25 protein-coding genes are annotated in these 24,495 nt (G+C 30.3%); 13 read left to right on the top strand and 12 right to left on the bottom strand.

Translation table 11 applies throughout. The annotated features are described in order from the left end of the window. Window positions 1–2 precede the first annotated feature (2 nt). The 4 genes from NHF47_RS10105 to NHF47_RS10090 form a co-directional block, all read right to left on the bottom strand. On the bottom strand, window positions 3–1,163 hold the full coding sequence (locus tag NHF47_RS10105; RefSeq protein ID WP_252764801.1) for a lactonase family protein: 1,161 nt from the start codon (window positions 1,161–1,163) through the stop codon (window positions 3–5). Beyond that, on the bottom strand, window positions 1,160–1,558 hold the full coding sequence (ytxJ, locus tag NHF47_RS10100) for a bacillithiol system redox-active protein YtxJ (RefSeq protein ID WP_252764800.1): 399 nt from the start codon (window positions 1,556–1,558) through the stop codon (window positions 1,160–1,162). Before ytxJ ends, NHF47_RS10105 begins: the two co-directional genes overlap by 4 nt. 70 nt (window positions 1,559–1,628) lie before the next feature. Next, complete coding sequence (locus tag NHF47_RS10095) at window positions 1,629–2,231, bottom strand: archaemetzincin (RefSeq protein ID WP_252764799.1); 603 nt, start codon at window positions 2,229–2,231, stop codon at window positions 1,629–1,631. Next, window positions 2,195–2,551 (bottom strand): hypothetical protein, encoded by a 357-nt coding sequence (locus NHF47_RS10090; RefSeq protein ID WP_252764798.1) that lies wholly within the window; start codon window positions 2,549–2,551, stop codon window positions 2,195–2,197. Before NHF47_RS10090 ends, NHF47_RS10095 begins: the two co-directional genes overlap by 37 nt. 170 nt (window positions 2,552–2,721) lie before the next feature. On the opposite strand from NHF47_RS10090, the gene clpB reads away from it, so the two are divergent. After that, complete coding sequence (gene clpB / locus NHF47_RS10085; RefSeq protein WP_252764797.1) at window positions 2,722–5,310, top strand: ATP-dependent chaperone ClpB; 2,589 nt, start codon at window positions 2,722–2,724, stop codon at window positions 5,308–5,310. Between the two features lie 143 nt (window positions 5,311–5,453). Here the strand turns inward: clpB and NHF47_RS10080 are convergent, their stop codons facing one another. After that, complete coding sequence (locus NHF47_RS10080) at window positions 5,454–5,768, bottom strand: HPF/RaiA family ribosome-associated protein (RefSeq protein ID WP_252764796.1); 315 nt, start codon at window positions 5,766–5,768, stop codon at window positions 5,454–5,456. 214 nt (window positions 5,769–5,982) lie between these two features. Between NHF47_RS10080 and NHF47_RS10075 the strand changes: the two genes are divergently transcribed. The 3 genes from NHF47_RS10075 to NHF47_RS10065 all read left to right on the top strand — a co-directional run bounded on the left by NHF47_RS10075 (window position 5,983) and on the right by NHF47_RS10065 (window position 9,384). After that, window positions 5,983–6,564 carry a helix-turn-helix domain-containing protein gene (locus NHF47_RS10075; RefSeq protein WP_252764795.1) on the top strand — a complete coding sequence of 194 codons (582 nt, stop codon included), beginning with the start codon at window positions 5,983–5,985 and terminating at the stop codon, window positions 6,562–6,564. A gap of 84 nt (window positions 6,565–6,648) precedes the next feature. Beyond that, a complete protein-coding gene (locus NHF47_RS10070) occupies window positions 6,649–7,101 on the top strand; it encodes a response regulator (RefSeq protein ID WP_140999066.1) in 453 nt (150 codons plus the stop codon). A 24-nt stretch (window positions 7,102–7,125) separates the two neighbouring features. Continuing rightward, window positions 7,126–9,384 (top strand): ATP-binding protein, encoded by a 2,259-nt coding sequence (locus NHF47_RS10065; RefSeq protein WP_252764794.1) that lies wholly within the window; start codon window positions 7,126–7,128, stop codon window positions 9,382–9,384. Here the strand turns inward: NHF47_RS10065 and NHF47_RS10060 are convergent. Then, complete coding sequence (locus tag NHF47_RS10060; RefSeq protein ID WP_252764793.1) at window positions 9,381–9,935, bottom strand: biliverdin-producing heme oxygenase; 555 nt, start codon at window positions 9,933–9,935, stop codon at window positions 9,381–9,383. The genes NHF47_RS10065 and NHF47_RS10060 overlap by 4 nt on opposite strands. Before the next feature lie 366 nt (window positions 9,936–10,301). Between NHF47_RS10060 and NHF47_RS10055 the strand changes: the two genes are divergently transcribed. Continuing rightward, window positions 10,302–10,790 carry a T9SS type A sorting domain-containing protein gene (locus NHF47_RS10055; RefSeq protein ID WP_252764792.1) on the top strand — a complete coding sequence of 163 codons (489 nt, stop codon included), beginning with the start codon at window positions 10,302–10,304 and terminating at the stop codon, window positions 10,788–10,790. 4 nt (window positions 10,791–10,794) lie between these two features. Next, window positions 10,795–12,150 (top strand): hypothetical protein, encoded by a 1,356-nt coding sequence (locus NHF47_RS10050; RefSeq protein WP_252764791.1) that lies wholly within the window; start codon window positions 10,795–10,797, stop codon window positions 12,148–12,150. A gap of 92 nt (window positions 12,151–12,242) precedes the next feature. Here NHF47_RS10050 and rho read toward each other — a convergent pair whose 3' ends face one another. Then, window positions 12,243–13,967: a transcription termination factor Rho gene (gene rho / locus NHF47_RS10045; RefSeq protein ID WP_252764790.1), complete on the bottom strand. Its 1,725-nt coding sequence runs from the start codon at window positions 13,965–13,967 to the stop codon at window positions 12,243–12,245. Window positions 13,968–14,152: 185 nt separating this feature from the next. On the opposite strand from rho, the gene NHF47_RS10040 reads away from it, so the two are divergent. Further along, window positions 14,153–14,566, top strand: a complete 414-nt coding sequence (locus NHF47_RS10040) for a DUF4293 domain-containing protein (RefSeq protein ID WP_252764789.1) — start codon at window positions 14,153–14,155, stop codon at window positions 14,564–14,566. Between the two features lie 83 nt (window positions 14,567–14,649). Here the strand turns inward: NHF47_RS10040 and NHF47_RS10035 are convergent, their stop codons facing one another. Then, window positions 14,650–15,114 (bottom strand): hypothetical protein, encoded by a 465-nt coding sequence (locus NHF47_RS10035; protein WP_252764788.1) that lies wholly within the window; start codon window positions 15,112–15,114, stop codon window positions 14,650–14,652. A gap of 121 nt (window positions 15,115–15,235) precedes the next feature. Then, window positions 15,236–15,730 (bottom strand): metallophosphoesterase, encoded by a 495-nt coding sequence (locus NHF47_RS10030; protein ID WP_252764787.1) that lies wholly within the window; start codon window positions 15,728–15,730, stop codon window positions 15,236–15,238. Window positions 15,731–15,861: 131 nt separating this feature from the next. Here NHF47_RS10030 and truA point away from each other — a divergent pair, with 131 nt between their 5' ends. The 3 genes from truA (at window position 15,862) to lpdA (ending at window position 19,902) form a co-directional block, all read left to right on the top strand. Further along, complete coding sequence (gene truA / locus NHF47_RS10025; protein WP_252764786.1) at window positions 15,862–16,614, top strand: tRNA pseudouridine(38-40) synthase TruA; 753 nt, start codon at window positions 15,862–15,864, stop codon at window positions 16,612–16,614. Between the two features lie 25 nt (window positions 16,615–16,639). After that, the gene (locus NHF47_RS10020) at window positions 16,640–18,388 is read left to right on the top strand and encodes an ABC transporter ATP-binding protein (RefSeq protein ID WP_252764785.1); all 1,749 of its coding nucleotides are present in this window, start codon (window positions 16,640–16,642) and stop codon (window positions 18,386–18,388) included. A gap of 125 nt (window positions 18,389–18,513) precedes the next feature. Beyond that, complete coding sequence (lpdA, locus tag NHF47_RS10015) at window positions 18,514–19,902, top strand: dihydrolipoyl dehydrogenase (RefSeq protein ID WP_140999077.1); 1,389 nt, start codon at window positions 18,514–18,516, stop codon at window positions 19,900–19,902. A 302-nt stretch (window positions 19,903–20,204) separates the two neighbouring features. On the opposite strand, the gene NHF47_RS10010 is transcribed toward lpdA, so the two are convergent. Continuing rightward, window positions 20,205–21,959 carry an MFS transporter gene (locus NHF47_RS10010; protein ID WP_252764784.1) on the bottom strand — a complete coding sequence of 585 codons (1,755 nt, stop codon included), beginning with the start codon at window positions 21,957–21,959 and terminating at the stop codon, window positions 20,205–20,207. A gap of 392 nt (window positions 21,960–22,351) precedes the next feature. Here NHF47_RS10010 and NHF47_RS10005 point away from each other — a divergent pair, with 392 nt between their 5' ends. Continuing rightward, window positions 22,352–22,867: a hypothetical protein gene (locus tag NHF47_RS10005; RefSeq protein ID WP_252764783.1), complete on the top strand. Its 516-nt coding sequence runs from the start codon at window positions 22,352–22,354 to the stop codon at window positions 22,865–22,867. Here the strand turns inward: NHF47_RS10005 and NHF47_RS10000 are convergent. Next, the gene (locus tag NHF47_RS10000) at window positions 22,864–23,421 is read right to left on the bottom strand and encodes a Smr/MutS family protein (protein ID WP_252766085.1); all 558 of its coding nucleotides are present in this window, start codon (window positions 23,419–23,421) and stop codon (window positions 22,864–22,866) included. The genes NHF47_RS10005 and NHF47_RS10000 overlap by 4 nt on opposite strands. After that, window positions 23,411–23,599, bottom strand: a complete 189-nt coding sequence (locus NHF47_RS09995; protein WP_252764782.1) for a hypothetical protein — start codon at window positions 23,597–23,599, stop codon at window positions 23,411–23,413. Before NHF47_RS09995 ends, NHF47_RS10000 begins: the two co-directional genes overlap by 11 nt. Before the next feature lie 93 nt (window positions 23,600–23,692). Here NHF47_RS09995 and NHF47_RS09990 point away from each other — a divergent pair, with 93 nt between their 5' ends. Both NHF47_RS09990 and NHF47_RS09985 read left to right on the top strand, forming a co-directional pair. After that, a complete protein-coding gene (locus NHF47_RS09990; RefSeq protein ID WP_254005717.1) occupies window positions 23,693–23,968 on the top strand; it encodes a DUF2752 domain-containing protein in 276 nt (91 codons plus the stop codon). Window positions 23,969–24,004: 36 nt separating this feature from the next. Further along, window positions 24,005–24,328 (top strand): CCC motif membrane protein, encoded by a 324-nt coding sequence (locus NHF47_RS09985; RefSeq protein ID WP_252764781.1) that lies wholly within the window; start codon window positions 24,005–24,007, stop codon window positions 24,326–24,328. The last annotated feature ends 167 nt before the right edge of the window (window positions 24,329–24,495 follow it).

Raw genomic sequence — 24,495 nt, 5'->3', positions numbered from 1 at the left:
CCTTAGAACTTACAAAAATAAACAGGTTTGTGAACATTAATTTTACTTGAAGTTTTTGTTAACAAACCTGTTTCTTTATCTCTACTATACACAACAATAGAATTAGAATCTTGATTCGCTACTAAAATAAAATCCTCATTTTTGGAAAGAATAAAGTTTCTTGGGCTCAATTCCGTTGGAATAGTTTGAATTTTTTCTAAAGAAGCTCCTTCATTAATTTTAAATGCAACCAGTTGATTATCTTCTCCTCTAAGAGAAACATACAAAAATTGATTCTCTTTATTTATTCTTACTTCTGCCGCAGAACCTAAGTTCGTTTTTTTGTCAGTCAAACTCTTTACTTCCATAAGCTGCAATTTATTGTCTGTATAATCCAAAACAGCAATTTCATTAGTTAACTCAAAAACGACATATATTTTATTTCCGTCTTTATTAAAAACAAGATGTCTTGGACCAGAACCAAATGGCATTTTTGTTGAAATTGTTTTTTCAGGAAGTAATAAAATTTGATTATTCGCTTCAATGTATGGAATTATATCAATGGTATCATTTCCCAAATCAGCTACAAATAGTTTATTTTCTGTAGGATGAAAAACAACACAATGAACATGTGCTTTTTCTTGTCTCTCTTTCGTGATACTATTTCCTTCATGTTGAATTACTTGAGGATAATTTTTAATTTCTCCTGAGGATGCAATAGGAAATGCTGCTAAATTTCCACCAGAATAATTTCCAACAACTAATGCATTCTCATTCGGAAAAAAAGTAAGTGTACAAGGATCATTTCCTAAAGTTGCAACAGTAGACAACTTTTGAAAAATTCTTTTTTCTTTATCATAGGAAAAGGTTTGCAATAACCCTCCTTTTTCACTCTGAATTTCACCAACCGCAGCAATAATCGTTTTTGCTTTGTTAGTGACAACAAATGAAGGATTGGGTATACTATCCAATACTACTTGTGTTTCTAATTCTTGAGTAACCGGATTAAAAGAAAGCAAGTTAATTCCTTGTGATAAAGAATCCGTATAGGTTCCAATCAAGTAATTCTCTACAACAGTAGTTACATCTTTCTTACTTCTTTTTTCCTCCTGTTTCTTCTCTTTTTGACAAGATAAACCTAAGCATAAAACGAAAAATAAACAAACTATGACTCTTTTTCTCATCCTACAAATTCCTTTAATTGAGATGCATCAATAGCATCATGTGAAGCGGTATAGACTACTTTTCCATTTTTAATCACTAAAATTTGAGGCGATTGATGCATTACCTCATAACGATTCGCAATGGCATTTGACACTTCTCTGTAATTTAATAAATCTAAAAGATACCACTCCATTTCAGTATCCGAAAAATGGTAGGCATCATCAAATTGCTTTAAAGCAAACCTGCTAATACTACATCGGGTACTATGTTTAAAAAGCACAATTGGCCTTTCAAAAGAAGCGTTATCAATTGCATCTAATGCTTCAATATGGGTTAAGTTATAAAACTTAGGCTCGCTATTCGATTCTTGATTTTCTTGGTTGGAAGAACCAAAAATTTTATTTAAAAAACTCATAATTTTACTTTTTTCAAAGGTACTGAAACTATTATTCTCTCACCAATGTTAAACGTAAACTTAAACAAAATTATTTTGCTAAAACCGTTCTTTGCTTCTCTAAAATAATAGCATCATCATCTAATTGGTGTATCTTCATAAAATGAATTAAACTATCCAAACGATCTACATCCTGAAATTTTAAATTCCAAGAAATTTTAGTCAAACATACGGAACATAAGGCATTTGGTCTTGAATCACCTTCTGCAAGATTGTTAACACCATTCATTAAACATTTTGCTTCAATACAATGCGCTAATGAAAACATATGACAAATTTCATGACTTGATGTTTTTATGATTCGTCTTAAACAAATCGGATAAGTGGATACATCCAATCCTCCTTCAGAATATCTTGAAATTGAGGAAACAGCAGTTCTTTTTTCATAACTAGCCAAACCAAATACAAAATTCCATTTTGGATTTGGATATAAATCTTTTGCGGTTAATGCCATTACAACTATGGCATCTTTAGGCATTTTTGATGGTAATAGTGTATTAATAATATAACTTGCATTTAGCTGATGATTACCAAAATGAGTTCTTTGCTCTTTAGAGGGAATTTCGGATTCAGAAATAGGTTGTAATTGAACCGTTTCTAAACCAAAAAAAAACGGATATATTCTATATTCCAATCTATAATTTTCTTTTCCCAAACTGTAAAACTTCCTATCGGTTGTATGTAAATCTTATTTCTTTTACTTGTTGGTGTACTTAAATTTTTACTAGTAAGATATTGTTGAAAAGTTTGTCCATTCTCATCATGAACACTTAACCAATCTCCTGATTGTGGCTCTGGCAAAGGTTCATTTAAAAGCTTCAATTCCTCATAATTAGGCAACTTAAAAGCTACTTTTTTCTTCGTTGTCTTCCCTTTTTTTGCATTAGAAAATCCTTCATTTTCATTACAAGAAAACAAAAATAAGAGTACTATTACGCTATAAAATAATTTCATACTTTTTAAATATTTTCTGACAAAACAACTTAAAAAAAGACATTTTGACTTGTTTTAGTTTTCATTTAGCTATAAAAACCAAACAAATAAGTCATTTTGACACAAATTCAATATTGGAATATAAATTGACTAAATTCAAGAAACGAAATAACACAAATAAAAATAAAAATATGAATTTTAATAATTATACAATCAAATCACAAGAAGCCATACAACAAGCGCAACAAATTGCGCAAGGTTTAGGGCATCAACAAATAGAAAACGAGCATCTTTTAAAAGGTATTTTAGAAGTAGATGAAAATGTTACTCCATTTTTACTTAAAAAGTTACATATAAACGTTGAACTTTTTAAAAAAGTATTAGATAGTACTATTCAAAGTTTTGCGAAAGTTTCTGGTGGAGAAATTATGCTTTCAAGAGATGCAGGTAACACACTCAACGAAGCTTCCATCATTGCTAAAAAAATGAATGATGAATTTGTATCGATTGAACATTTAATTTTAGCCATTTTTAAATCCAAAAGTAAGGTTGCTCAAATTTTAAAAGATCAAGGGGTGACAGAAAAAGGCTTAGAAAGTGCCATTTCGGAATTAAGAAAGGGAGAACGAGTAACTTCTGCTTCTGCTGAAGAAACCTATAATGCCTTAAATAAATACGCTAAAAATCTATGTGAATTAGCTAAAAATGGGAAACTAGATCCTGTTATTGGTAGAGATGAAGAAATCAGACGTGTATTACAAATTTTAACGCGTAGAACCAAAAATAATCCGATGTTAATTGGAGAACCAGGTGTCGGTAAAACAGCCATTGCAGAAGGTTTAGCACATCGAATTGTTGATGGTGATGTACCCGAAAATTTAAAAGACAAAATTATCTATTCTTTAGATATGGGAGCTTTAATTGCTGGAGCTAAATACAAAGGTGAATTTGAAGAACGTTTAAAATCGGTAGTTAAAGAAGTAACTTCTGCGGAAGGAGATATTGTTCTTTTTATTGATGAAATTCATACTCTAGTAGGAGCTGGCGGCGGTGAGGGTGCTATGGATGCAGCAAATATTTTAAAACCCGCTTTAGCACGTGGTGAATTAAGAGCAATTGGAGCAACAACTTTAGATGAATATCAAAAATATTTTGAAAAAGATAAAGCTTTGGAACGTCGTTTTCAAAAAGTAAATGTTGACGAACCTGATACAGAAAGTGCCATCTCGATTTTAAGAGGTATCAAAGAGAAATATGAAACCCATCATAAAGTTCGTATTAAAGATGATGCCATTATAGCTGCTGTAGAATTATCGCAACGTTATATCACAAATCGTTTCTTACCTGATAAAGCTATCGATTTAATGGATGAAGCGGCTTCTAAATTACGAATGGAAATTAATTCCAAACCCGAAGAATTGGATGTTTTAGATCGCAAAATCATGCAATTAGAAATTGAAATTGAAGCGATTAAAAGAGAAAATGATGAAAATAAGTTAAAATCTTTAGGCTTAGAATTAGCCAATTTAAAAGAAGAAAGAAATGAAATTTTTGCAAAATGGAAATCTGAAAAAGATGTGGTAGATGCTATTCAATCTATCAAGCAAGAGATTGAAGATTATAAAGGGGAAGCTGAACGTGCTGAAAGAGAGGGAGATTATGGAAAAGTAGCAGAAATTCGTTATGGAAAAATCAAAGATGCACAGGAAAAACTAGATGCTTTACAAATTCAACTGCAAGAAAATCAATCAGGAACTTCTTTAATTAAAGAAGAAGTGACTCATGAAGATATTGCGGAAGTTGTAGCAAAATGGACTGGAATACCTGTTACTAAAATGTTACAAAGCGACAAAGAAAAATTGCTACACTTAGAAGATGAATTACACAAACGTGTTGTAGGTCAAGAAGAAGCCATTGAAGCGATTAGTGATGCTGTGAGAAGAAGTCGTGCTGGTTTGCAAGACACTAAAAAACCTTTAGGTTCTTTCTTATTTTTAGGTACCACTGGTGTGGGAAAAACGGAATTAGCGAAAGCATTAGCCGAATATTTATTTAATGATGACAATGCAATTACTAGGATCGACATGAGTGAATACCAAGAGCGTCACAGTGTGAGTCGCTTAGTTGGTGCTCCTCCTGGGTATGTAGGGTATGATGAAGGCGGACAATTAACAGAAGCTGTGAGAAGAAAACCCTATTCAGTAGTTCTGTTAGACGAAATTGAAAAAGCACATCCAGATACCTTTAATATCTTACTACAAGTTTTAGACGAAGGGCGTCTAACAGATAATAAAGGGCGTTTGGCCGATTTTAAAAACACCATTATAATCATGACTTCAAACATGGGAAGTCATATTATACAAGAAAAGTTTGATAATCTAAAAGGCAATATTGAAGCAGCCACAGAAGCCGCTAAAGTTGAAGTTTTAGGCTTATTAAAACAAACCGTTAGACCGGAATTCATTAATAGAATTGATGAAATTGTGATGTTTACGCCTCTATCGGAAAATAACATTAAAGAAATCGTTAGCTTACAGTTAAAAAGTTTAACCAAAATGTTGTCGCATCAAAACATAACTTTAGATGCAACTCCAGAAGCTATTGATTATTTAGCTACTAAAGGATATGATGCAGAATTTGGAGCAAGACCCGTTAAAAGAGTCATCCAAAGAGAAGTTTTAAATCAATTATCTAAAGAAATATTATCAGGTAATGTAACAAACGATAGTATTATTTTATTAGATAGTTTTGATGGGAAATTAGTTTTTAGAAATCAATAAGAAAAAGAAATAAAGAATAGTTTTTAGTTAGATTGGTTAGTTAGTGAAAAGCACCTTACAAAATAAATGTAAGGTGCTTTTTTTATATGAAAAAACCCAACTACTTTTTAATAATTGGGTTTTATTTTGAAAATACATTCTAATTAATATTGTTGCATTTTTTCATAAGTACTTTTCAAAAGACGCTTCATTTTTCCAACAGCTCCAGAAAATGCTTTTTCAACAGTATCTGCTTGTTCTGTAACCACTAAAGGCTCTTTCTTAGCAATACGCACCTCAAAGACACATGTTTTGTCATTTTTACTGATTTTTTCACTATTCTCATCTTTAAAGTGAACTTCCACTCTCGTAATTTTGTCATCAAAATGAGCTAATTCTCTTTCAATTTCACTTGTATAGAATGAAACTAATCTTTCGTTTCCATCAATATTTTTGTCGGTATTAATTTGTACTTGCATAATGTAATAATTTATTTGTTTCCCTAAAATTACTATACTTTAAACGAGTTTCAAAGCATTTTAATAAAAGTTTAATAAAAAACTTATATGAATTCTAATATTAATTTTTGTAAGTAATTTTTTAATTTTTATTGCAAAAAAAATATAGTAAACATATATTAATTTTAATTATTTTAGCTAAAACAATTTACTCCTTTTTTATATAGACTAGAAGATGAAGATTTTTATTAAAAATATGGCCTGTGAAAGCTGTAAAGTAGTGGTCAAAGAGGCATTGGAAGAACTTAATCTTCATCCAGAAAAGGTAGAACTTGGCATGGCCGAAACAAAAGAGGATTTAGATTCTGAAACAAAAGAGAAGCTAAATCAAATAATTCAAAAAGTAGGTCTAGAAATTGTAGAAAGTAAAGGAGGTATTTTAATTGAAAAAATCAAACACTATTGCCAAGAATATGTAAACAATGGAGAGAAAATAAATTACAACCTATCTGAATATTTACAAAAAAAATTAGACAAAGACTATAATTATTTATCGAATGCTTTTTCTGAAGTAACTTCAACAACCATTATTATGTATGTTAATTTACTAAAAATGGAAAAAGCGAAAGAAATGATTTTGTTTGAGGAACATAATTTTACAGAAATCGCTACTAAACTTAACTTTAGCAATTTATCTACCTTTTCTGCTTTATTTAAAAAAATTACTGGTTTTACCCCATCCTACTTCAAAAAATTAAAAGAAAAAAGAAGAAAAGCCATTCAAAACCTTACTAAAGATTTAAAACATAAAAATTAATAAATTTCTGACTAATATTAAAAAATTTATTTCTGTAAATAGCTGTATATTTGCTTATAAAAAAAACAAATTTTAAATAAACAAATGAGTGAAATTAATATTTTTTACGCTGATGATGATGATGATGATTTAATGTTTTTTAATGATGCAGTTTCTGCATTGTCAAATAAAGCTGAAAAGTTAATCAATCTTTATATTCACAAAAATGGCGAATTACTTCTAGAAAGTATCAAAAAAAACAAGCAAAACAACAATGTTGTTTTTTTAGATTTAAACATGCCAAGAAAATCAGGGTTTCAATTTCTAGAAGAAATTAGAAATGAACCCGATTTAAAAACAATTCCTGTCATTATTTATTCTACTAGTGCAGATGATGATAATATTTCCTTAAGTCATAATTTAGGTGCCAACTTTTATGCTGTAAAACCCTATAATTTTCAAGATTTAATGAAAATGATTTCAAATGTAGCACTAATTAATTGGCAAAATCATCAAGCTGATTTTGAAAATTTTCTCTTTAATAAAATAGTCAATTAATTTTTTGCTTTCAATATTTTATAAATGATTTTTAAAGACATCGTTAATAAGGATATCGTTAATTTACTGAATTGTGAAGACGAACCTATACATATTCCTGGATTAATTCAGCCTCATGGTTTTTTAATAGCAGTTGATAGTACCACGCATATAATAACAGTTTGTAGTGAAAATATCAATCAATTCCTTACTATTTCTTACGAACAAGTGTTAGGTAAAAAAATAGAAGAATTGTTTAACGAGCCATTTTTAGTGGAACTAAATCTGTATCAATCTGAAAATACAAATCAAACGAAAGTCTTCAATTTCACTATAGACAAACAACTGTTCTCCATTAGTATGCACGCTTCTGTAGGTAAAGAAATTATTATTGAAGCAGAACTTACAGAGAATCAATTCTTCAACACGGATAACCTTTACAATTCTTCTAAGCAACTACTCAGCTACATCGAAGATAGTTTTACTTTAAAAGAATTAACGAATGCTGTCGCAGTTGCTATTAAGAAAATTACCAATTATGACCGCGTCATGGTGTATCGTTTTGATGCAGATTACAATGGAGAAGTTATCGCTGAAAGTAAAGAAGAACATTTAGAATCCTTTTTAGGATTACATTATCCTCACACAGATATTCCAGTTCAAGCTAGAGAATTGTACATTAAAAATCATTTACGAATAATTGGAGATGTAAATTATAAACCTGTCCCACTCTATACTTTTTCGGATAGTAATTTAGAAACTCTAGACATGAGTTTATCTGTATTGCGAAGCGTCTCTCCTATTCATATTCAATATTTGCACAATATGGGTGTTGGTGCTACACTAACCATTTCTTTATTACACAAAGGTAAATTATGGGGATTAATAACATGTCATCATTATTCACCAAAATATTTAAGCCAAGAAATACGAAATACAGTTAAATTACACGGCCATTTCATAACGTCTCAAATTGATGTACGCTTGTTGAATGAGGAGTATGAAATTGCTAGAAAAACAAACCAAGCTGTTGAAAATTTAATTTCGAAGCAATTGGATTTTGACAGAAGTTCTATTACTCAACTTTTTCAAGATGTTTCAATTATTGCGTTATGTAACAGCGCGGGGATTTCTGCTTTAATTGATGATCAAATATACACTTACGGAAATACCCCAAATCACCAAGATATTAAAAGATTAAGTATTTTTTTAAGTCATTATACAGAAAAAGATCATTTTTCAACAAATGCTCTTTCTAGAATTACAAAAGATTTGCCATTTATTTCTGATGAGTTTCCTGGTATCAATTATCATTTTATAGGAAACGATAATGATTGTATTATTTGGTATAGAAAACAAACCATAACAGATATTTATTGGGCAGGTGACCCAAAAAAATCTATTGAAAAAGACAAAAACGGTCTTTCTCCAAGAAAATCATTTGAAAAATTTACAGAGAGTGTTAAGGATAGTAGCAAACCTTGGTTAAAATCTGAACTTACAGCAAGTCATAATTTTTTCAATTTCTTCCAAATTCATTTACGCTCCATTTTATTAAATGAAGAAAAAGAAAATCAAAAAAAATTAAGCGAAATATTGAAAGAAACCAATGCAGAGCTTGAAAATATAAACTGGATAAGCACACATGACCTTCAAGAGCCACTCCGAAAAATAAGAATGATGGCCTCCATGCTCGTTGGTGATGACATCAAAGAATTACCAAAAGACGTCCAATTAAAAATTATAAAAATGCAAAATTCGGCTGAACGTATGCAGATACTAATCAGCGATATTCTAAAATATACTAAAACTACTGCACAACATTCTGATTTAGAAATTGTAGACTTGAATGTATTATTACAAGAAATAAAAGAAGAGGTTAAAGACCCCTTAGAAGATAATGAAGGAGAGCTATTAATTGGTGAACTACCAACTATTAAAGGAGTTGGATTTTTACTAAAACAATTGTTTACCAATATTATTTATAATTCATTGAAATTCAAATCTGAATTTAGAAAACCAATTATAAGTATAAGAGAGAACAAAACTTCAAAAGATAAGCATCAAAAATCTGGGAATTATTACAAAATTGAAATTGAAGATAATGGGATTGGCTTTGATAATGAATATCGTCAAAAAATATTCAAAATATTCTCAAGACTTAATGATAAAAATGAATATTTAGGTTCTGGAATTGGTTTGGCTTTATGCAAAAAAATAATGACTAAACATAATGGATTAATTGCTGCTGAAGGACAACCCGGTAAAGGAACAATTATTAAAATTTACTTTCCAAAAATTTAATTTTGTAACAACCAAATTCGTAAAGCTTCGAAGGTTTCTTTTGCCCCTAAAACCATTTCATCTTTATCTATGAACTCTTCTGAAGTAGCAATATATTGTTTGAAATTATTCCACATTTCATCAGTTGCTTCTCCATAGGAATTAAAATAAGAAACCTCTGAACAATCGTCTAAATTTAATTGTCTTTTTAAAAGATTCGCAATAATCTTTCCACCCAAAGTAGAACCTTCAATTACATATAAAACACCTAATGCATAGGATAGATTTGCAATTTTTGATGCAAAATTATTATGAATACCTTTTATCTCATAACCAATTGAATATAAATCATGCTTTAAATGATGTACATGCTTTCTACTTTTTATATCGGGCACAATCATTTCAGTAATTTCATTGTGCAATTTGATTTCAATTGATTCATAAAAATTATACAACTTTAATAATAATTCACCATAAGCATCTTTAGTTGCTATCTCTTTTAACTCTGCTATTAAAACTTTTTCAACACTACTGTGAAATAACTTTGTTTCTTCTTTTAATTGTACTAACAAGATATAATTTCTAAAATTAAAGTTCAAAAATACTTAAAAAAATAGCAAATAACCTCATTAAAAAAGGAATTGAAACGTTTTTTCTTATTCCTTTTTTTTAAAGGTATTTTCCCTTACAAAAACAGGTATTTCTACCTATAAATATCTTATTTAAATAAACTAGTTTTGAAAATAATTAACAAATGTTTATGAAATTTATTGAAAAGTACCGATTAGAAATTGCCTTAACTGCGCTGTATTTAACCATTATATTTGTAATTTTATTTATTTTTATTTAAAAATATTATTAAAATAATTTAATTATATCAATAATTTATGTTAATTTAACATAATATTTACTTTTTACTAACTATTAAAAATTTTCTTATGAAAAAAAACAAATTACTAACATTTCTTATTCTCGTAGGAACTTTAGGTATTTCTGACACCTTTGCACAGAGTTCAGTTCATAGTTCGGGTGGGAATTTTTCAGGAGCAACTGGATCTGTATCCTATTCTGTTGGACAAACAGTTTACACTACAAATACCGGTGCAACAGGATCAATTGCTCAAGGTGTACAACAACCATTCGAAATCACTGAAGTTTTATCAGCTGACACTTTTTCTGATTTAGTGAAAGAATTAAAAGTTTTTCCAAATCCAACTACAGAAAACCTAACCATTAGTCTAACAAGACTAAGTACCAATTCATTAGATTATGAAATTATTGATACTAATGGTAAGCTTTTTAAAGCTGAAAAAGGTATGGGAAATGAAACCAATATTGATGTATCATCTTTTCCCGCTGCCATCTATTTCTTAAAAATCAAAAATCAAAACCAAGAGATTAAAACTTATAAAATAATCAAAAAATAAACTTATGAAAAAATTATACACTTTATTAGCTACCTTATTAGTTACAGCAAGTATTTTTGCTCAAGCACCAGAAAAAATGAGCTATCAAGCCATTGTTAGAGACGCATCAGACGCATTAGTAGTTTCTACAACTGTTGGAATGCAAATTAGCATTTTACAAGGTTCTGCAGCAGGTACTGCAGTTTATGTTGAAACGCAAACTCCAACTACAAATGCAAATGGTCTAGTTAGTATTGAAGTAGGTTCTGGTAGTGTTGTTTCTGGTACTTTCAATACTATTGATTGGTCAAGCAATTCCTACTATATTAAAACAGATGTAGACCCAACAGGAGGAAGCACATATCCTATTAGCGGTACAAGCCAACTTCTAAGCGTTCCTTATGCTTTATTTGCAAAAAGCTCTGGAGGAGTTGCAAATTCTGCTGACTGGGCTGTAAATGGAAATAATATCAATAACACCAATACAGGAAGCGTAGTAGTTGGACCAAACGTAACCAATTCTAACTTAAACTTCTATGTAACCAATACAGGTTCGCCTAAAATGGCTATTGGTAACATGAATAATTTCAACAATGTAAATTCTGGAGAATTGCATTTTGCAGAAGACACAAATTATTCAGGCTCAGAATGTGGTATCAAATTCCAACATAATGGAAATTTAAATAATTTATATTTAATTGGTGGATGTCCAACTCCTGATACAATTGCGCGTTTCAACAGAAGTGGATTTACTAATATGAGAAGATTACGTTTAAGTAATGATTACAATAACAATACACCTAATCAATTATCTGTTGACGGAAATTCTGATTTTACTGGAGACATGACTATAACAGGAAACTTAACTGTAACTGGTAACATTGCAAAAGGTGGTGGTACTTTTAAAATTGATCACCCTTTAAATCCTAAAAATCAATATTTAATTCACAGTTTTGTAGAATCTCCAGATATGATGAATATTTATTCCGGAAACGCAACTACAGATACTAACGGATTTGTAACGGTTACATTACCAGCTTATTTTGAAGCGGCAAACAAAGATTTTAGATATCAATTAACTACTATTGGTACATTTGCTCAAGCTATTATTAAAGAAAAAGTAGCCGGAAATAAGTTTGTCATCCAAACAAGTACTCCTAATGTAGAAGTGAGCTGGCAAATAACTGCAGTAAGAGCAGATAAATTTGCAAATGAAAACAGAATTGTTCCAGAAAAAGAGAAAGAATTTAAAGGCACTTATTTACACCCAGAATTGTATGGTGCTAGTGTTGAGGAATCTGAAACCTATGCAAGAAACCAAAAAGCATTACAAACTTTAGAAGTTGAATCTAAAGCAGTTAAAAATTCAGACGGACAATAATAGAAATTAATAAAGCCACGAACACAATTAGTGACTTTATTAAGATAAAAAAAGGCTTTCAATCGAAAGCCTTTTTTATTTATAACACTATTTTATTCATTCATTGAAATCAAGAATTCTTCATTATTTTTAGTAGTCTTGATTCTCTTTTCCAAAAACTCCATCGCTTCAATAGGATTCATATCTGCTAGATACTTTCTTAAAATCCACATTCTGTGAATAGTAGTTTCATCTAATAATAAATCGTCTCTTCTTGTACTTGAAGAAACCAAATCTATTGCTGGGAAAATTCGTTTATTCGAAATTCTTCTATCTAACTGTAGTTCCATATTACCAGTTCCTTTAAACTCTTCAAAAATTACTTCATCCATTTTTGAACCTGTTTCCGTTAAAGCAGTAGCAATAATACTCAAAGAACCACCGTTTTCAACATTACGAGCCGCTCCAAAGAAACGCTTTGGTTTTTGAAGTGCATTAGCATCAACACCACCACTCAATACCTTACCAGAAGCTGGCTGAACAGTATTATAAGCTCTTGCTAAACGAGTAATTGAATCCAACAATATTACAACATCATGTCCACATTCTACTAACCTTTTTGCTTTTTCCAAAACAATATTAGCAATTTTCACATGTTCTTGTGGCTCTCTATCGAAAGTAGAGGCAACCACTTCCCCTTTTACACTTCTTTGCATATCTGTAACTTCCTCAGGACGCTCATCAATAAGCAATACAATCATGTATACTTCTGGATGGTTGGCCGCAATAGCATTAGCCACATCCTTCAACAACATGGTTTTACCAGTTTTAGGCTGTGCCACAATCATCCCTCTTTGTCCTTTACCAATAGGAGAAAATAAATCGATAATACGTGTAGAAATCGTACTTGATTTTTCTGCCAATTTAAATTTCTCTTTTGGAAATACTGGGGTTAAATGCTCAAAAGAAACCCTGTCTCTTACAACTTGTGGATCATGTCCATTAATTTTTAAAACGCGAACAAGTGGAAAATATTTCTCACCTTCTTTTGGAGGACGAACCACTCCTTTCACCGTATCACCCGTTTTTAATCCAAATAATCTAATCTGAGAAGTTGATAAATAAATATCATCAGGTGATGCTAAATAATTATAATCCGAAGAACGTAAAAAACCATATCCATCAGGCATCATTTCTAACACACCCTCACTTTCAATAATTCCATCAAACTCAAAATCTGGTTCTCTAAAATTATTTTTAGTATTTTGATTTTGTCCTTGATTTGGGTTCGGATTACCATTTGCTTTTTTATAAGCAGGATGATTAGGGTTATTCTGATTGGCTTTGTGATTCGGATTAGGGTTTGTATTTTTAATTGGAGCAGAAGACTTTACAGTAGCTTCTTCAGTAGGAATTTCTTTATTTTCATTTTTTTCTTCTAATGAAACTGGCTTGGTTTCATTTGAATTTGCTTTTTTTCCTTTTATAGGTTTAGAAACTTTTGATGCAGAAGCAACAACTTTTGGTTTTGGTTCTTCTGCTATAACATCTTCATTTTCAGAAACTGTTTTTTCTTTGAAAGGATTAGTAACAGGTACTTTTTTTTCAATTTTAGAAGGAACAACTCTAGCTCTCTTGGCTTTTACAGTATTTTCTTCAGCTTTAGCTACATTCGTTTCCTCTACTTTAATAGTTTCAGGATTAGCAGCTTGAACATCTAAAATTTGATAAATTAATTCGTCTTTTTTTAATGTTCTGTATTTTTTGACTTTGGCAATTTTAGCAATTTCCTGTAATTCAGAGAGTTTCATCTCTTTTAATACTTCAATATCAAACATGGATATATTATGAATAAATTATTTAAGATTTAGGTCAACAAAAAATATGAGATTTTTTTTTAGATTTACAAATCGTAGAATGAAGTACTTACGATTGTACCCTGCAATATTACGAATAAAATTGAATAAAACAATAGTTTTTTTAAAAAAGAAAATCTATTTTTGCCGTGCTAAGACGAATTATAATGTTACAAAGAATTCAAACTTTATATATGCTTATTAGCTGTATATTAACTGCAGCACTTCCCTTTATCTTTTTCTTATGGAAAGAAGTAGGGAATGCAACTCCAGTTTATTTTACAAGCTCACTCATATATATGTTATTATTTGGTTTCATTTCTTTAATAACTTTAATTAGTATCTTTAGTTTTAAAAAAAGACAAACGCAATTTGTATTAAACAGATTGTCAATCATATTTAACTTTATTTTACTAGGATTTTTTGTGTATCGAACACTAAGCTTATCCGGAGAAACGGAAGTTTCTGAGAAGGGTATTGGGATGATTCTTCCTGCCATTTCTATCGTTTTTCTTGTTCTAGCTAATAGAGCAATTAAAAAGGACGAAGATCTCGTAAAATCTGTGGATCGATTGCGATAAACCTAACATCTTAGTTTATTAGTGCGTTAAAAATCCGAATTGTAATGATTCGGATTTTTTTTATTATAATATCAATTTGTATATTAATACTTTTCACCAAGCGATGTTAGATACAAAAAATCACCTGCTTTAGTAAATACTAAAACAAAAAATTCTTTAGAATCTGAAACACCAATATTGTAAAACTCTTCGCCATCATCTTTTTTTATAATAGAAGCCTCATTAATATCAAAAGTGGGATACTCTCTCTTTAAATAATCTAATATTGGTTTATTTAAAGAATTAATAGCAATACTTTTTTCAATTGCTCTGATATTACCTTCTTTATCATAACTCACTAAATATTTCGTATTTCCTTTTAAAAATTCCACTTCATATCGTAATTGATCTCTAAACTTACCTCTATAAAATAAGGACCAACTCACATCTGTTGCTCCTTTAAACTCTTGTTCGAATTTTAATTCTAAAATTTTTGGCGCGTTGATTTGTTCTTGTGCAAATGTCATAAAAGACAGACACAAGACAAAAATTAAAACTATTTTTCTCATGATTATCTTTTTTTAAATTACACTATAAAGTTACAATTCTTAACTCTAAAAACAGGTGCAGTTAAAAAAAAATTAACACTAAAATTAATATTAATTATCTATTTTACAGCACTCTATCTATTTATTTTTTACCCAACTCAATCACTTCTAAGTTTTGAATAGCATCTCCATCAATTTCAAAGCGAAGCATGGTACGAACTTGATGAAAACCATGTTTTCCAACAGCTCCAGGATTCATATGTAACAATCCTAATTTTTTATCTGGCATAACTTTTAATATGTGAGAATGTCCACAAATAAAAATTTTAGGTGGGTTCTTTACTATTTCTTCTCGTACTTCCAAATTATATTTCCCTGGATAACCACCTATATGCGTTATCCAAACTGCTACTTTTTCACAAAAAAAACGATTGTGTAACGGAAATTCTTTTCTTGCATCCTGATTATCAATATTTCCAAAAACAGCTCGTAATGGCTTTTCTTTTTTAATGGTATCTGTTACAATTAAATCGCCTATATCACCCGCATGCCAAACTTCATCAGCTTGTCTTACGTATTTCATTATTTGATCGTCAATATAGCTATGGGTATCGGAAAGTAATAAAATCTTTGTCATAGCACAAAAATAATACAAATAGTTCCTACTGATTAATAATTTTAAAAGTTGTTAACAAACTTTGGGATTAAGAAAACTTAAATTAGGAAGGGAATTTTGTAACTTTGCCACTTTGTAAAAATAAACTAGAATTGAGATATTTTATCAAATTTGCTTATAACGGAAAAAATTATTTTGGTTTCCAAATTCAACCCGATGCCGTTTCTGTACAAGAAACACTAGACAAAGCACTTAGTTTACTTTTAAAAGAAAAAATTGAGATTGTTGGTGCAGGTAGAACTGATAGCGGTGTGCATGCAAAAGAAATGTTTGCTCATTTCGATTGCCAAAATGAATTGGATGCCAAACATTGGATCAAAAAATTAAACTCCTATTTACCGAAAGATATTGTAATTTTTGATTTAATACAAGTCAAAGAAGACGCTCACGCTCGTTTTGACGCTACAAGCAGAACGTATGAATACTACATCCATACTTTTAAAGATGTTTTCAATCAAGAGGGAAGTTGGTATTTTTCTAAAAAATTAGATGTACAAGCCATGAACAAAGCGTGTGAATTATTATTTCAACATACTGATTTTGAATGTTTTTCAAAAGTAAATACAGATGTTCACACTTTTAATTGTAAAATTACTGAAGCCTATTGGATTCAAAAGGATACTGAATTTATTTTTACCATTACAGCGGATCGGTTTTTACGAAATATGGTTCGTGCAATAGTTGGTACCATGATTAATATTGGATTAGGAAAAATAAGCTATCAAGAATTTAATGCTATTATTCTGAGTAAAAACAGAAGTAATGCTGGTTTTTCAGTTCCTGCACACGGATTGTATCTAGTAAAAATTGACTATCCTTATTTGGAAAGCCATACAAATAATTGATATTTATAATATAATTAAAAAATAAATGAGTGCTATTAAGCCAAAATCTTTAAAAAAAGTAATCCAATATGCAAAACCTTATCAAAGTAGGTTCAATTGGGTAATTGTTTGGGCTATTTTATTATCTATTTTTGCTGCAGCACGTCCTTACTTACTGAAGCAAACCGTTGATGATTATTTAAAAAATCACAATAAAGAAGGCCTTTTACTATATGTTATTATTATGGGAGTAGTTTTACTTTTAGAGGTACTCTCTCAATTTTTCTTTACCTATTGGGCCAACTGGTTAGGTCAGGACATTATCAAAGATATTCGAGATAAGTTATTCAAACACATAACTTCCTTTAAAATGAAATATTTTGACAATGAACCTGTAGGCAAGTTAGTCACTAGAACGGTTTCTGATATCGAATCTATTGCGAGTATTTTTAGTCAAGGGTTGTTTATGATTGTTAGTGATATTCTAAAAATGATTGTCATTTTAGGGATTATGATTTACATGAATTGGGAACTTACTATTATTGTTCTTTTGGCAATGCCAATATTAATTTACGCAACCAATATTTTCCAAAAGAAAATGAAAGTTGCCTTTAATGAAGTACGAAATGAGATTTCTAATCTAAATACATTTGTACAAGAACGATTGACTGGAATGAAAATTGTACAACTTTTCAATCGTGAAAAAATTGAATATGAAAAGTTTAAAGAAATTAACCAAAAACACAATAAAGCTTGGTTAAAAAATATTTTATATAACTCTATCTTCTTCCCTATAGCTGATTTCGTTTCTTCTCTAGCATTAGGTGCTATTGTTTGGTACGGTGGTTCCCAAATTTTAGATGGTGACACTAGTACTACTTTTGGTGATTTATTTACCTATACGATGCTAATTAATATGCTTTTCAACCCTTTACGACAAATTGCAGATAAATTCAATGTTATGCAAATGGGAATTGTCGCAGCAGATAGAGTATTCGAAATACTAGAAACGGATAGCCAAATTCAAGATAAAGGGGAAGTTATTGCCAACCGTTTTGAGGGCATCATTTCCTTTCAACAAGTTCGATTTAGTTATCTTAAAGGTGAAGAAGTTTTAAAAGGAATTAACTTAGAAATTCCAGCTGGAGCAACTGTAGCCATTGTAGGAAGTACTGGAGCTGGAAAATCGACTATTATTAATCTATTGAATCGATTTTATGAAATTGATTCTGGAAACATCTTAATTGACCATACCAATATTGATGACTACACTATTGAAAGTTTACGCAAACAAATTGCAGTAGTTTTACAGGATGTCTTCCTTTTTGCAGATACAATTTACAACAACATTACCTTGTACGATGAGTCCATTCTACGTGAGGATGTTATCTTGGCAGCACAAAAAATTGGTGTACACGATTTTATCATGAGTCTACCTAACGGATACGATTACAATGTTAAAGAACGCGGTGTGATGCTATCTTCGGGCCAACGTCAATTAATTGCTTTTTTAAGAGCGTATGTTAGTAACCCAAGTATCTTAATTTTAGATGAAGCCACTTCTTCTATTGATAGTTATTCAGAAGAATTAATTCAAAACGCAACTGAAAAAATAACAAAAGGAAGAACTTCAATTATCATTGCACATCGATTGGCAACTATTATGAAAGCCGATCGAATTATTGTAATGGATAAAGGTGAAATAGTAGAATCGGGTACACATACCGAACTACTAGCTTTAGAAAAAGGATATTACAAAAATTTATACGAATCGCAATTTTCAATTCAAGTATAATCTTTTAAAATAATTCCTTAAATTCGCAAACGATAATTATTAGAATTACTTTTTTACTATAAAAATCAAAAAATGACACGAGCATTTGCGACTGTATTTTAACAATAATAAATAAAAGCACAAAAATGAAATACGACATCATTGTTTTAGGAAGTGGCCCTGGTGGATATGTAACCGCAATTAGAGCTTCACAATTAGGTTTTAAAGTAGCCATTGTAGAAAAAGAAAACTTAGGTGGAATTTGTTTGAATTGGGGTTGTATACCAACAAAAGCCTTATTAAAATCGGCACAAGTTTTTGATTACCTTAAACATGCATCTGATTACGGATTAACCGTAAAAGAATTTGATAAAGATTTCAATGCCGTTGTAAAGCGTTCAAGAGATGTAGCAGAAGGAATGAGCAAAGGAGTTCAATTCTTAATGAAAAAAAATAAAATTGATGTTATTGATGGTTTTGGTAAAGTAAAACCTGGAAAAAAAGTAGAAGTTACAGATAAAGACAATAAAATAACAGAATATACTGCAGATCATATCATTATTGCTACAGGAGCGCGTTCAAGAGAATTACCTAACTTACCACAAGATGGTAAAAAAGTAATTGGTTACAGACAAGCCATGACCTTACCAGAACAACCACAAAAAATGATTGTTGTAGGTTCTGGTGCTATAGGCGTGGAATTTGCACATTTTTACAATGCAATGGGAACTGATGTAACTATCGTAGAGTTCATGCCTAATGTAGTTCCTGTTGAAGATGAAGATATCTCAAAACAATTTGAGCGTTCCATGAAAAAAGCGGGCATCAAAATCATGACAAATTCGTCAGTTGAAAGAATTGATACTGCTGGAAATGGAGTTAAAGCATTTGTAAAAACTGCAAAAGGAGAAGAAGTTTTAGAAGCGGATATTTTACTTTCTGCTGTTGGTATTAAAACCAATATTGAAAACATTGGTCTAGAAGAAGTTGGTATTGCAACTGATAGAGATAAAATTTTAGTAAATGATTTCTACCAAACAAATGTTCCGGGTTACTACGCTATTGGAGATGTTACTCCAGGACAAGCATTAGCACACGTAGCTTCAGCTGAAGGGATATTATGTGTTGAGAAAATTGCGGGTATGCATGTGGAAGCGTTAGATTATGGAAATATTCCAGGATGTACGTATGCTACTCCAGAAATTGCATCTGTTGGTTTAACCGAAAAAGCTGCTAAAGAAAAAGGATACGAAATAAAAGTTGGTAAATTCCCATTTTCAGCTTCAGGAAAAGCAAAAGCGGCTGGAACACCAGATGGTTTTGTAAAAGTTATCTTTGATGCAAAATATGGGGAATGGCTAGGTTGTCATATGATTGGAGCTGGAGTTACCGATATGATTGCAGAAGCTGTGGTAGCAAGAAAATTAGAAACCACAGGGCATGAAATCTTAAAAGCAGTTCATCCTCACCCAACCATGAGTGAAGCGGTTATGGAAGCTGTAGCTGACGCTTATGGTGAAGTTATCCACTTGTAAAAATAAAATTCATTTAAATACCAAAATCCGTTTACTTATAAACGGATTTTTTTATTAATTATAGAAAAGAATATACTCCATATTTTTATTAGGAGCACCAAAACATCTCATTCATAAGAAAAACCCACCCGCTATTCGTTCTATCTTTTCGTTTTTAATAAAAAAGAAAAGGATGTCACTTCTATCGGGGCTAAAAATGACGTTATGCTTTTCTAAACATCATTATAATTATTTATAAAGTCATAAAAAAACCGATTGTAACAAATCGGTTTTTTTATATTATTACTATTATTTTCAATTTATTAATGTGCGCCATCTACTTCAATGGCATCAACATCAATATTTTGCTTTTTCAAAATTCCTTTCACTAATATGGCAAATAAAGTTAAATAAGCAAAACAAATAACCGCAATAATGTAAGATTGATGAATTCCAATTAAATCGGATAACTTACCTTGTATAGGTGGAATAATACCACCTCCTAAAATCATCATAACTAAAAATGCAGATCCTTGGGAAGTATACTTTCCTAAACCAATAATAGATAAACTAAAAATTGACGGCCACATAATAGAACAAGCTAACCCACCAGCTAAAAAGGCGTAAATAGCAACAGTTCCTGTTGAAAACAAACCAATCAACATCGCTAAAATTCCAAAACTACCAAAAATGGTTAATGTTCTTGCAGGCTTATCTTTACTTAAAAAGAATGCGCCAATTTGAATAAATACACAGAAAATATAATAATACAATGGTTTCATATCTTTACCTGAAATTATATTTACTCCTAAAATTATTCCAAAAGCTAATAAAGGCACAATAACTAATGCCATTGTTTTTTTAGCACCTGTTAAATTAAATGCGCTTACGGCACCAGCCCAACGTCCAATCATCAAACTTCCCCAATACATTGAAATATAAGGTGCTATATCAGATGATTCTAGTCCTCCAAAATCTTTTAACTTCAATAATTCTCCTAAATTACTTCCAATAGCAACTTCAACACCAACATACGTGAATATAGCAAGCATTCCTAAAACCAATTGAGGATATTGCATTGCTCCCCATCCGTCAGCTTTCCTTTTCGCAGATGTATATGAAAACAAGATTCCTCCAATAACTACAAATAATGCTCCAAAAAGCCAGCCCATTCTGTATTTTTCAAGTGGTTCTTGTAACTGCTTTATTTCTTCTCTTTTTAATGTAATATCATTACTTTCTACACTCAAATTTTCACTTGTCTGCTTTTGTAAAACACTTATTTCAGATTGTAGTTTTTCAATCTTAACAGCTGATTCACTTTTATAACTTTGAAACACTGGAGTAAACATAGCTGCCAAGAGAATAGTCATAACAACGAGTGTTCTTAAAGCTTTATTGGATTTTTCAATTGGTTCTTCAGAAACACCAGAAGGTACCTTTTTAGAAAAATAGAATAATGCTGCAGCACCTACAAATAATAGCCCTACACAGATATATAAAATCACAACTTTATTCAATTCTAATAATTTAATTTGCTCATCAGTAATAGAAGCTGCTGTACCAAATAATGCAAGTGCAACAACTATTGGACCTATAGTAGTTCCAAAAGAGTTAATACCTCCACCTAAATTTACACGACTTGCACCTGTTTTTGGATCACCTAATAAAATTGCAAAAGGATTTGCCGCAGTTTGTTGTAAAGAAAAACCTAAAGCCACTATAAACAAACCTACAAGCATTCCAGCATATAAATTTGCTTCTACAGCAACAATCATAGCACCTGCTCCAAGTGCAGAGAATAATAACCCATAAACAATACTTTTTTTATAACCCCATTTTCCTACAATATCTTTACCAGAACTATTCCCTAAAGCAAATAATAATAATGCTCCAATATAGTAAGCTGTGTAGAAAGCAAAATCAACCAGCTGTGATTGAAATTGATCTAAAGAAAAATAACTTTTACAAAAGGGAATGAAAATACTATTACCTGCTGCAATAAATCCCCAAAAGAAAAACACAGTAATTAACGTGTATAAAGCAGGGTAGTTTGTTTTTGTTTGGTTTGTACTCATAATTAAATGTTGGTTAGATTGATCAATACTACTTTTTAATCATAAACGCTTCATCTTTTCAAATAATTGTTAAAATGATAAAATTGTAGTGAAATTTTTCATAAATATACATTTATATGAATTTCCTTCATGCATTTCCTATAATTAGTTATTAACGAAAACGATTTCTTAAACTCATTTTTATCAAATTATTAAAAAATTACAACGATTTCGATTGTTAATAACTTTGAATGTTTAAATTAATAAAGCATAATTTAGAAATTATAACTGCAAAACTTAAAATTGATTATTAATAACAAAGAATTTAAAAATTCGTTAAATATGTGGTCCAAAATAAAATATTAAACTTATTTTTGTTTGAAATATACGCAGCGTTTATTAAGCTATCTCTTATGAAAAAAATTTTGCTTATTGTTTTTAGCTTCTTTTTGTTTTCTTCTTGTGATGATGGAGAATTAACTTTAGAATCTTTTAATTTTGAAAATCAAACCATTCAAAAATGTACCGATAACTATTTATTGTTTAAAACAAAAAATGATGAATTATTACTTTTAAATGTACCTGAAGGGGTTTACAACACCCTTTTCGCTTCTTCCCCAACAAATGGTACACCTAGAGAAGCAACCATTGGAGGAACTAATGAAATTTTTTATAGAAAATATTCGGGCAATGTTTCGAATGCTACCGTATGTGCATTAGTACCTGTTTCCTCACCTACAGTTAGCAAAGAATGGATCGCAACTGGTGGTAAAATTTTGGTAGAAACCAACGAAGTGTTTGATACCAATGATGTATTAGTAAAGTATTCTCACAATATCACTTTTCAAAATGTAAATTTTGCTAGCGTGGATAATTCTTTTAGTTTTGAAAGTTATATTTTTGGAAATCACGAAATTAATGTGAATTAACGTACATTCTGTTTAATATACACTTCAGTAGCACCAAATCCATACTTTTGGAAACTAGCTTCTTGAAAACTTACTTGTTCGTAACGGTTTAACATAAACTCAAGTTCCGACTTTAAGACTCCTTCTCCTACTCCATGGATAAATACTAATTTTTGCATTCGGTTTCGAATAGCAAAATCCAGTTGCCCTTTGGCAGTATCCATTTGAATATTTAATATTTCGTAATTAGAAAGCCCCTTAGTAGAAGGAACTAACTTTTCAATATGTAAATCTACTTCCAAAACGAAATCTTCTTTTCTTGATTTTTTTTCTTTTACAAAAGATCGCTTTACAGGTTCTTTTTTTTCCGATAATACTTGGTTCACACTTTTTGAAGAAAATAAACCTTTTAAAGATTCTTTGTTTACTTTAACCAATTCATCTGGTTTAAATTGCATCACAAAATCGTCATTAGTAGTTACTGTAATTTCAGTAGCACTCACTTTGGTAACAACACCATCAATAGCATCATCTAATACAGATACTTTGTCCCCTATTTCAAAACTATGATTCATCTTCATTATTTTCCGTATCATTTTTACTAGGAATCTTTTTCATAATTCGAAACAATCCTATAAAGAAAAGTGCAAATGCAATAAACATTATCCATTTATTAGGCTCTGGTTTTGACTGTTCATAAATTGCATAAATCCCTAACCCAAAAAGTAAGATTGTATAAATTAAACTTTTCATTCTAAATCTTTTTTCAAATATAAAAAACTAAAATTGACAGGCTGTTTTTTTTACAATATAATTTTTGTAAACTTGTAAAAAAAAGTCATACATATGGAAGAATACATGCTGCCTTGCCTAAGCAAATCTCTTTTTGGGGTGGAATGTCTTGGTTGTGGTACCCAAAGAGCTTTGGCATTACTTTTTCAAGGAGATTTTATAGGAGCATTTAAAATGTATCCTGCAATATATACCACACTTCTTTTCTTTATGTTTCTCTTGATTCATTTAATAGATAAATCAAGAAATTATAGTAAAATTGTAATTACATTAGCTATCATGAATGCATTCATTATGGTTATTGCCTACTACTATAAACATTTTTATTAATCGTAACAAAATCAATCTAACAAATAAATTAAAATTATGGAAAATCAAAAATTACCTAATGCTACTGCTGTCTTAATTCTGGGAATTCTTTCAATCTTAACCTGTTGTTGTTACGGGGTAATTGGATTAGTACTCGGTATTATAGGGTTAGTTATTTCGAAAAAAGATCTCTTAATGTACAAAGAGAATCCTTCATTATATTCAAATTATAGTAATTTAAACATTGGTAGAATTTTATGTATCATTGGAATTGTATTAAGTGCTATATATGTAGTGTACATGATTTTCTTATTCTCAACTTTAGGTATGGATGGTATCCAACAAATGCAAGAAGAAATGATGAGAAAATACGGTGCCTAATCACTGAATTATTGTAATAAAAAAATCCAGCTATTAAGCTGGATTTTTTTATTACAGTTATCAAACTAATAATCAACGAATTAAAAAAATATTTCACCAACTTTTATTTTTTGGCACGCAAATTGGTTATACCTAATCAAGCAACACGTTTTTAAAATAAAAACAAA

Source organism: Flavobacterium sp. NRK F7, from assembly GCF_024054195.1.
Lineage (GTDB): Bacteria > Bacteroidota > Bacteroidia > Flavobacteriales > Flavobacteriaceae > Flavobacterium.
The sequence above is the reverse complement of the archived record's forward strand: the minus strand, read 5'-3'. Positions and strand labels throughout refer to the sequence as shown.

Excerpts from the sequence above, each read along its gene's own strand:
- NHF47_RS10030 (WP_252764787.1), bottom strand. The coding sequence starts at position 15,730 with ATGACAAAGATTTTATTACTTTCCGATACCCATAGCTATATTGACGAT.
- NHF47_RS09985 (WP_252764781.1), top strand. The coding sequence starts at position 24,005 with ATGGAAAATCAAAAATTACCTAATGCTACTGCTGTCTTAATTCTGGGA.
- NHF47_RS10080 (WP_252764796.1), bottom strand. The coding sequence starts at position 5,768 with ATGCAAGTACAAATTAATACCGACAAAAATATTGATGGAAACGAAAGA.
- NHF47_RS10090 (WP_252764798.1), bottom strand. The coding sequence starts at position 2,551 with ATGAAATTATTTTATAGCGTAATAGTACTCTTATTTTTGTTTTCTTGT.
- rho (WP_252764790.1), bottom strand. The coding sequence starts at position 13,967 with ATGTTTGATATTGAAGTATTAAAAGAGATGAAACTCTCTGAATTACAG.
- NHF47_RS10050 (WP_252764791.1), top strand. The coding sequence starts at position 10,795 with ATGAAAAAATTATACACTTTATTAGCTACCTTATTAGTTACAGCAAGT.
- lpdA (WP_140999077.1), top strand. The coding sequence starts at position 18,514 with ATGAAATACGACATCATTGTTTTAGGAAGTGGCCCTGGTGGATATGTA.
- NHF47_RS10075 (WP_252764795.1), top strand. The coding sequence starts at position 5,983 with ATGAAGATTTTTATTAAAAATATGGCCTGTGAAAGCTGTAAAGTAGTG.
- NHF47_RS09995 (WP_252764782.1), bottom strand. The coding sequence starts at position 23,599 with ATGAAAAGTTTAATTTATACAATCTTACTTTTTGGGTTAGGGATTTAT.
- NHF47_RS10055 (WP_252764792.1), top strand. The coding sequence starts at position 10,302 with ATGAAAAAAAACAAATTACTAACATTTCTTATTCTCGTAGGAACTTTA.
- NHF47_RS10035 (WP_252764788.1), bottom strand. The coding sequence starts at position 15,114 with ATGAGAAAAATAGTTTTAATTTTTGTCTTGTGTCTGTCTTTTATGACA.
- NHF47_RS10065 (WP_252764794.1), top strand. The coding sequence starts at position 7,126 with ATGATTTTTAAAGACATCGTTAATAAGGATATCGTTAATTTACTGAAT.
- ytxJ (WP_252764800.1), bottom strand. The coding sequence starts at position 1,558 with ATGAGTTTTTTAAATAAAATTTTTGGTTCTTCCAACCAAGAAAATCAA.
- NHF47_RS09990 (WP_254005717.1), top strand. The coding sequence starts at position 23,693 with ATGGAAGAATACATGCTGCCTTGCCTAAGCAAATCTCTTTTTGGGGTG.
- NHF47_RS10005 (WP_252764783.1), top strand. The coding sequence starts at position 22,352 with ATGAAAAAAATTTTGCTTATTGTTTTTAGCTTCTTTTTGTTTTCTTCT.
- NHF47_RS10010 (WP_252764784.1), bottom strand. The coding sequence starts at position 21,959 with ATGAGTACAAACCAAACAAAAACAAACTACCCTGCTTTATACACGTTA.
- NHF47_RS10020 (WP_252764785.1), top strand. The coding sequence starts at position 16,640 with ATGAGTGCTATTAAGCCAAAATCTTTAAAAAAAGTAATCCAATATGCA.
- NHF47_RS10040 (WP_252764789.1), top strand. The coding sequence starts at position 14,153 with ATGTTACAAAGAATTCAAACTTTATATATGCTTATTAGCTGTATATTA.
- NHF47_RS10070 (WP_140999066.1), top strand. The coding sequence starts at position 6,649 with ATGAGTGAAATTAATATTTTTTACGCTGATGATGATGATGATGATTTA.
- NHF47_RS10105 (WP_252764801.1), bottom strand. The coding sequence starts at position 1,163 with ATGAGAAAAAGAGTCATAGTTTGTTTATTTTTCGTTTTATGCTTAGGT.
- NHF47_RS10000 (WP_252766085.1), bottom strand. The coding sequence starts at position 23,421 with ATGAATCATAGTTTTGAAATAGGGGACAAAGTATCTGTATTAGATGAT.
- clpB (WP_252764797.1), top strand. The coding sequence starts at position 2,722 with ATGAATTTTAATAATTATACAATCAAATCACAAGAAGCCATACAACAA.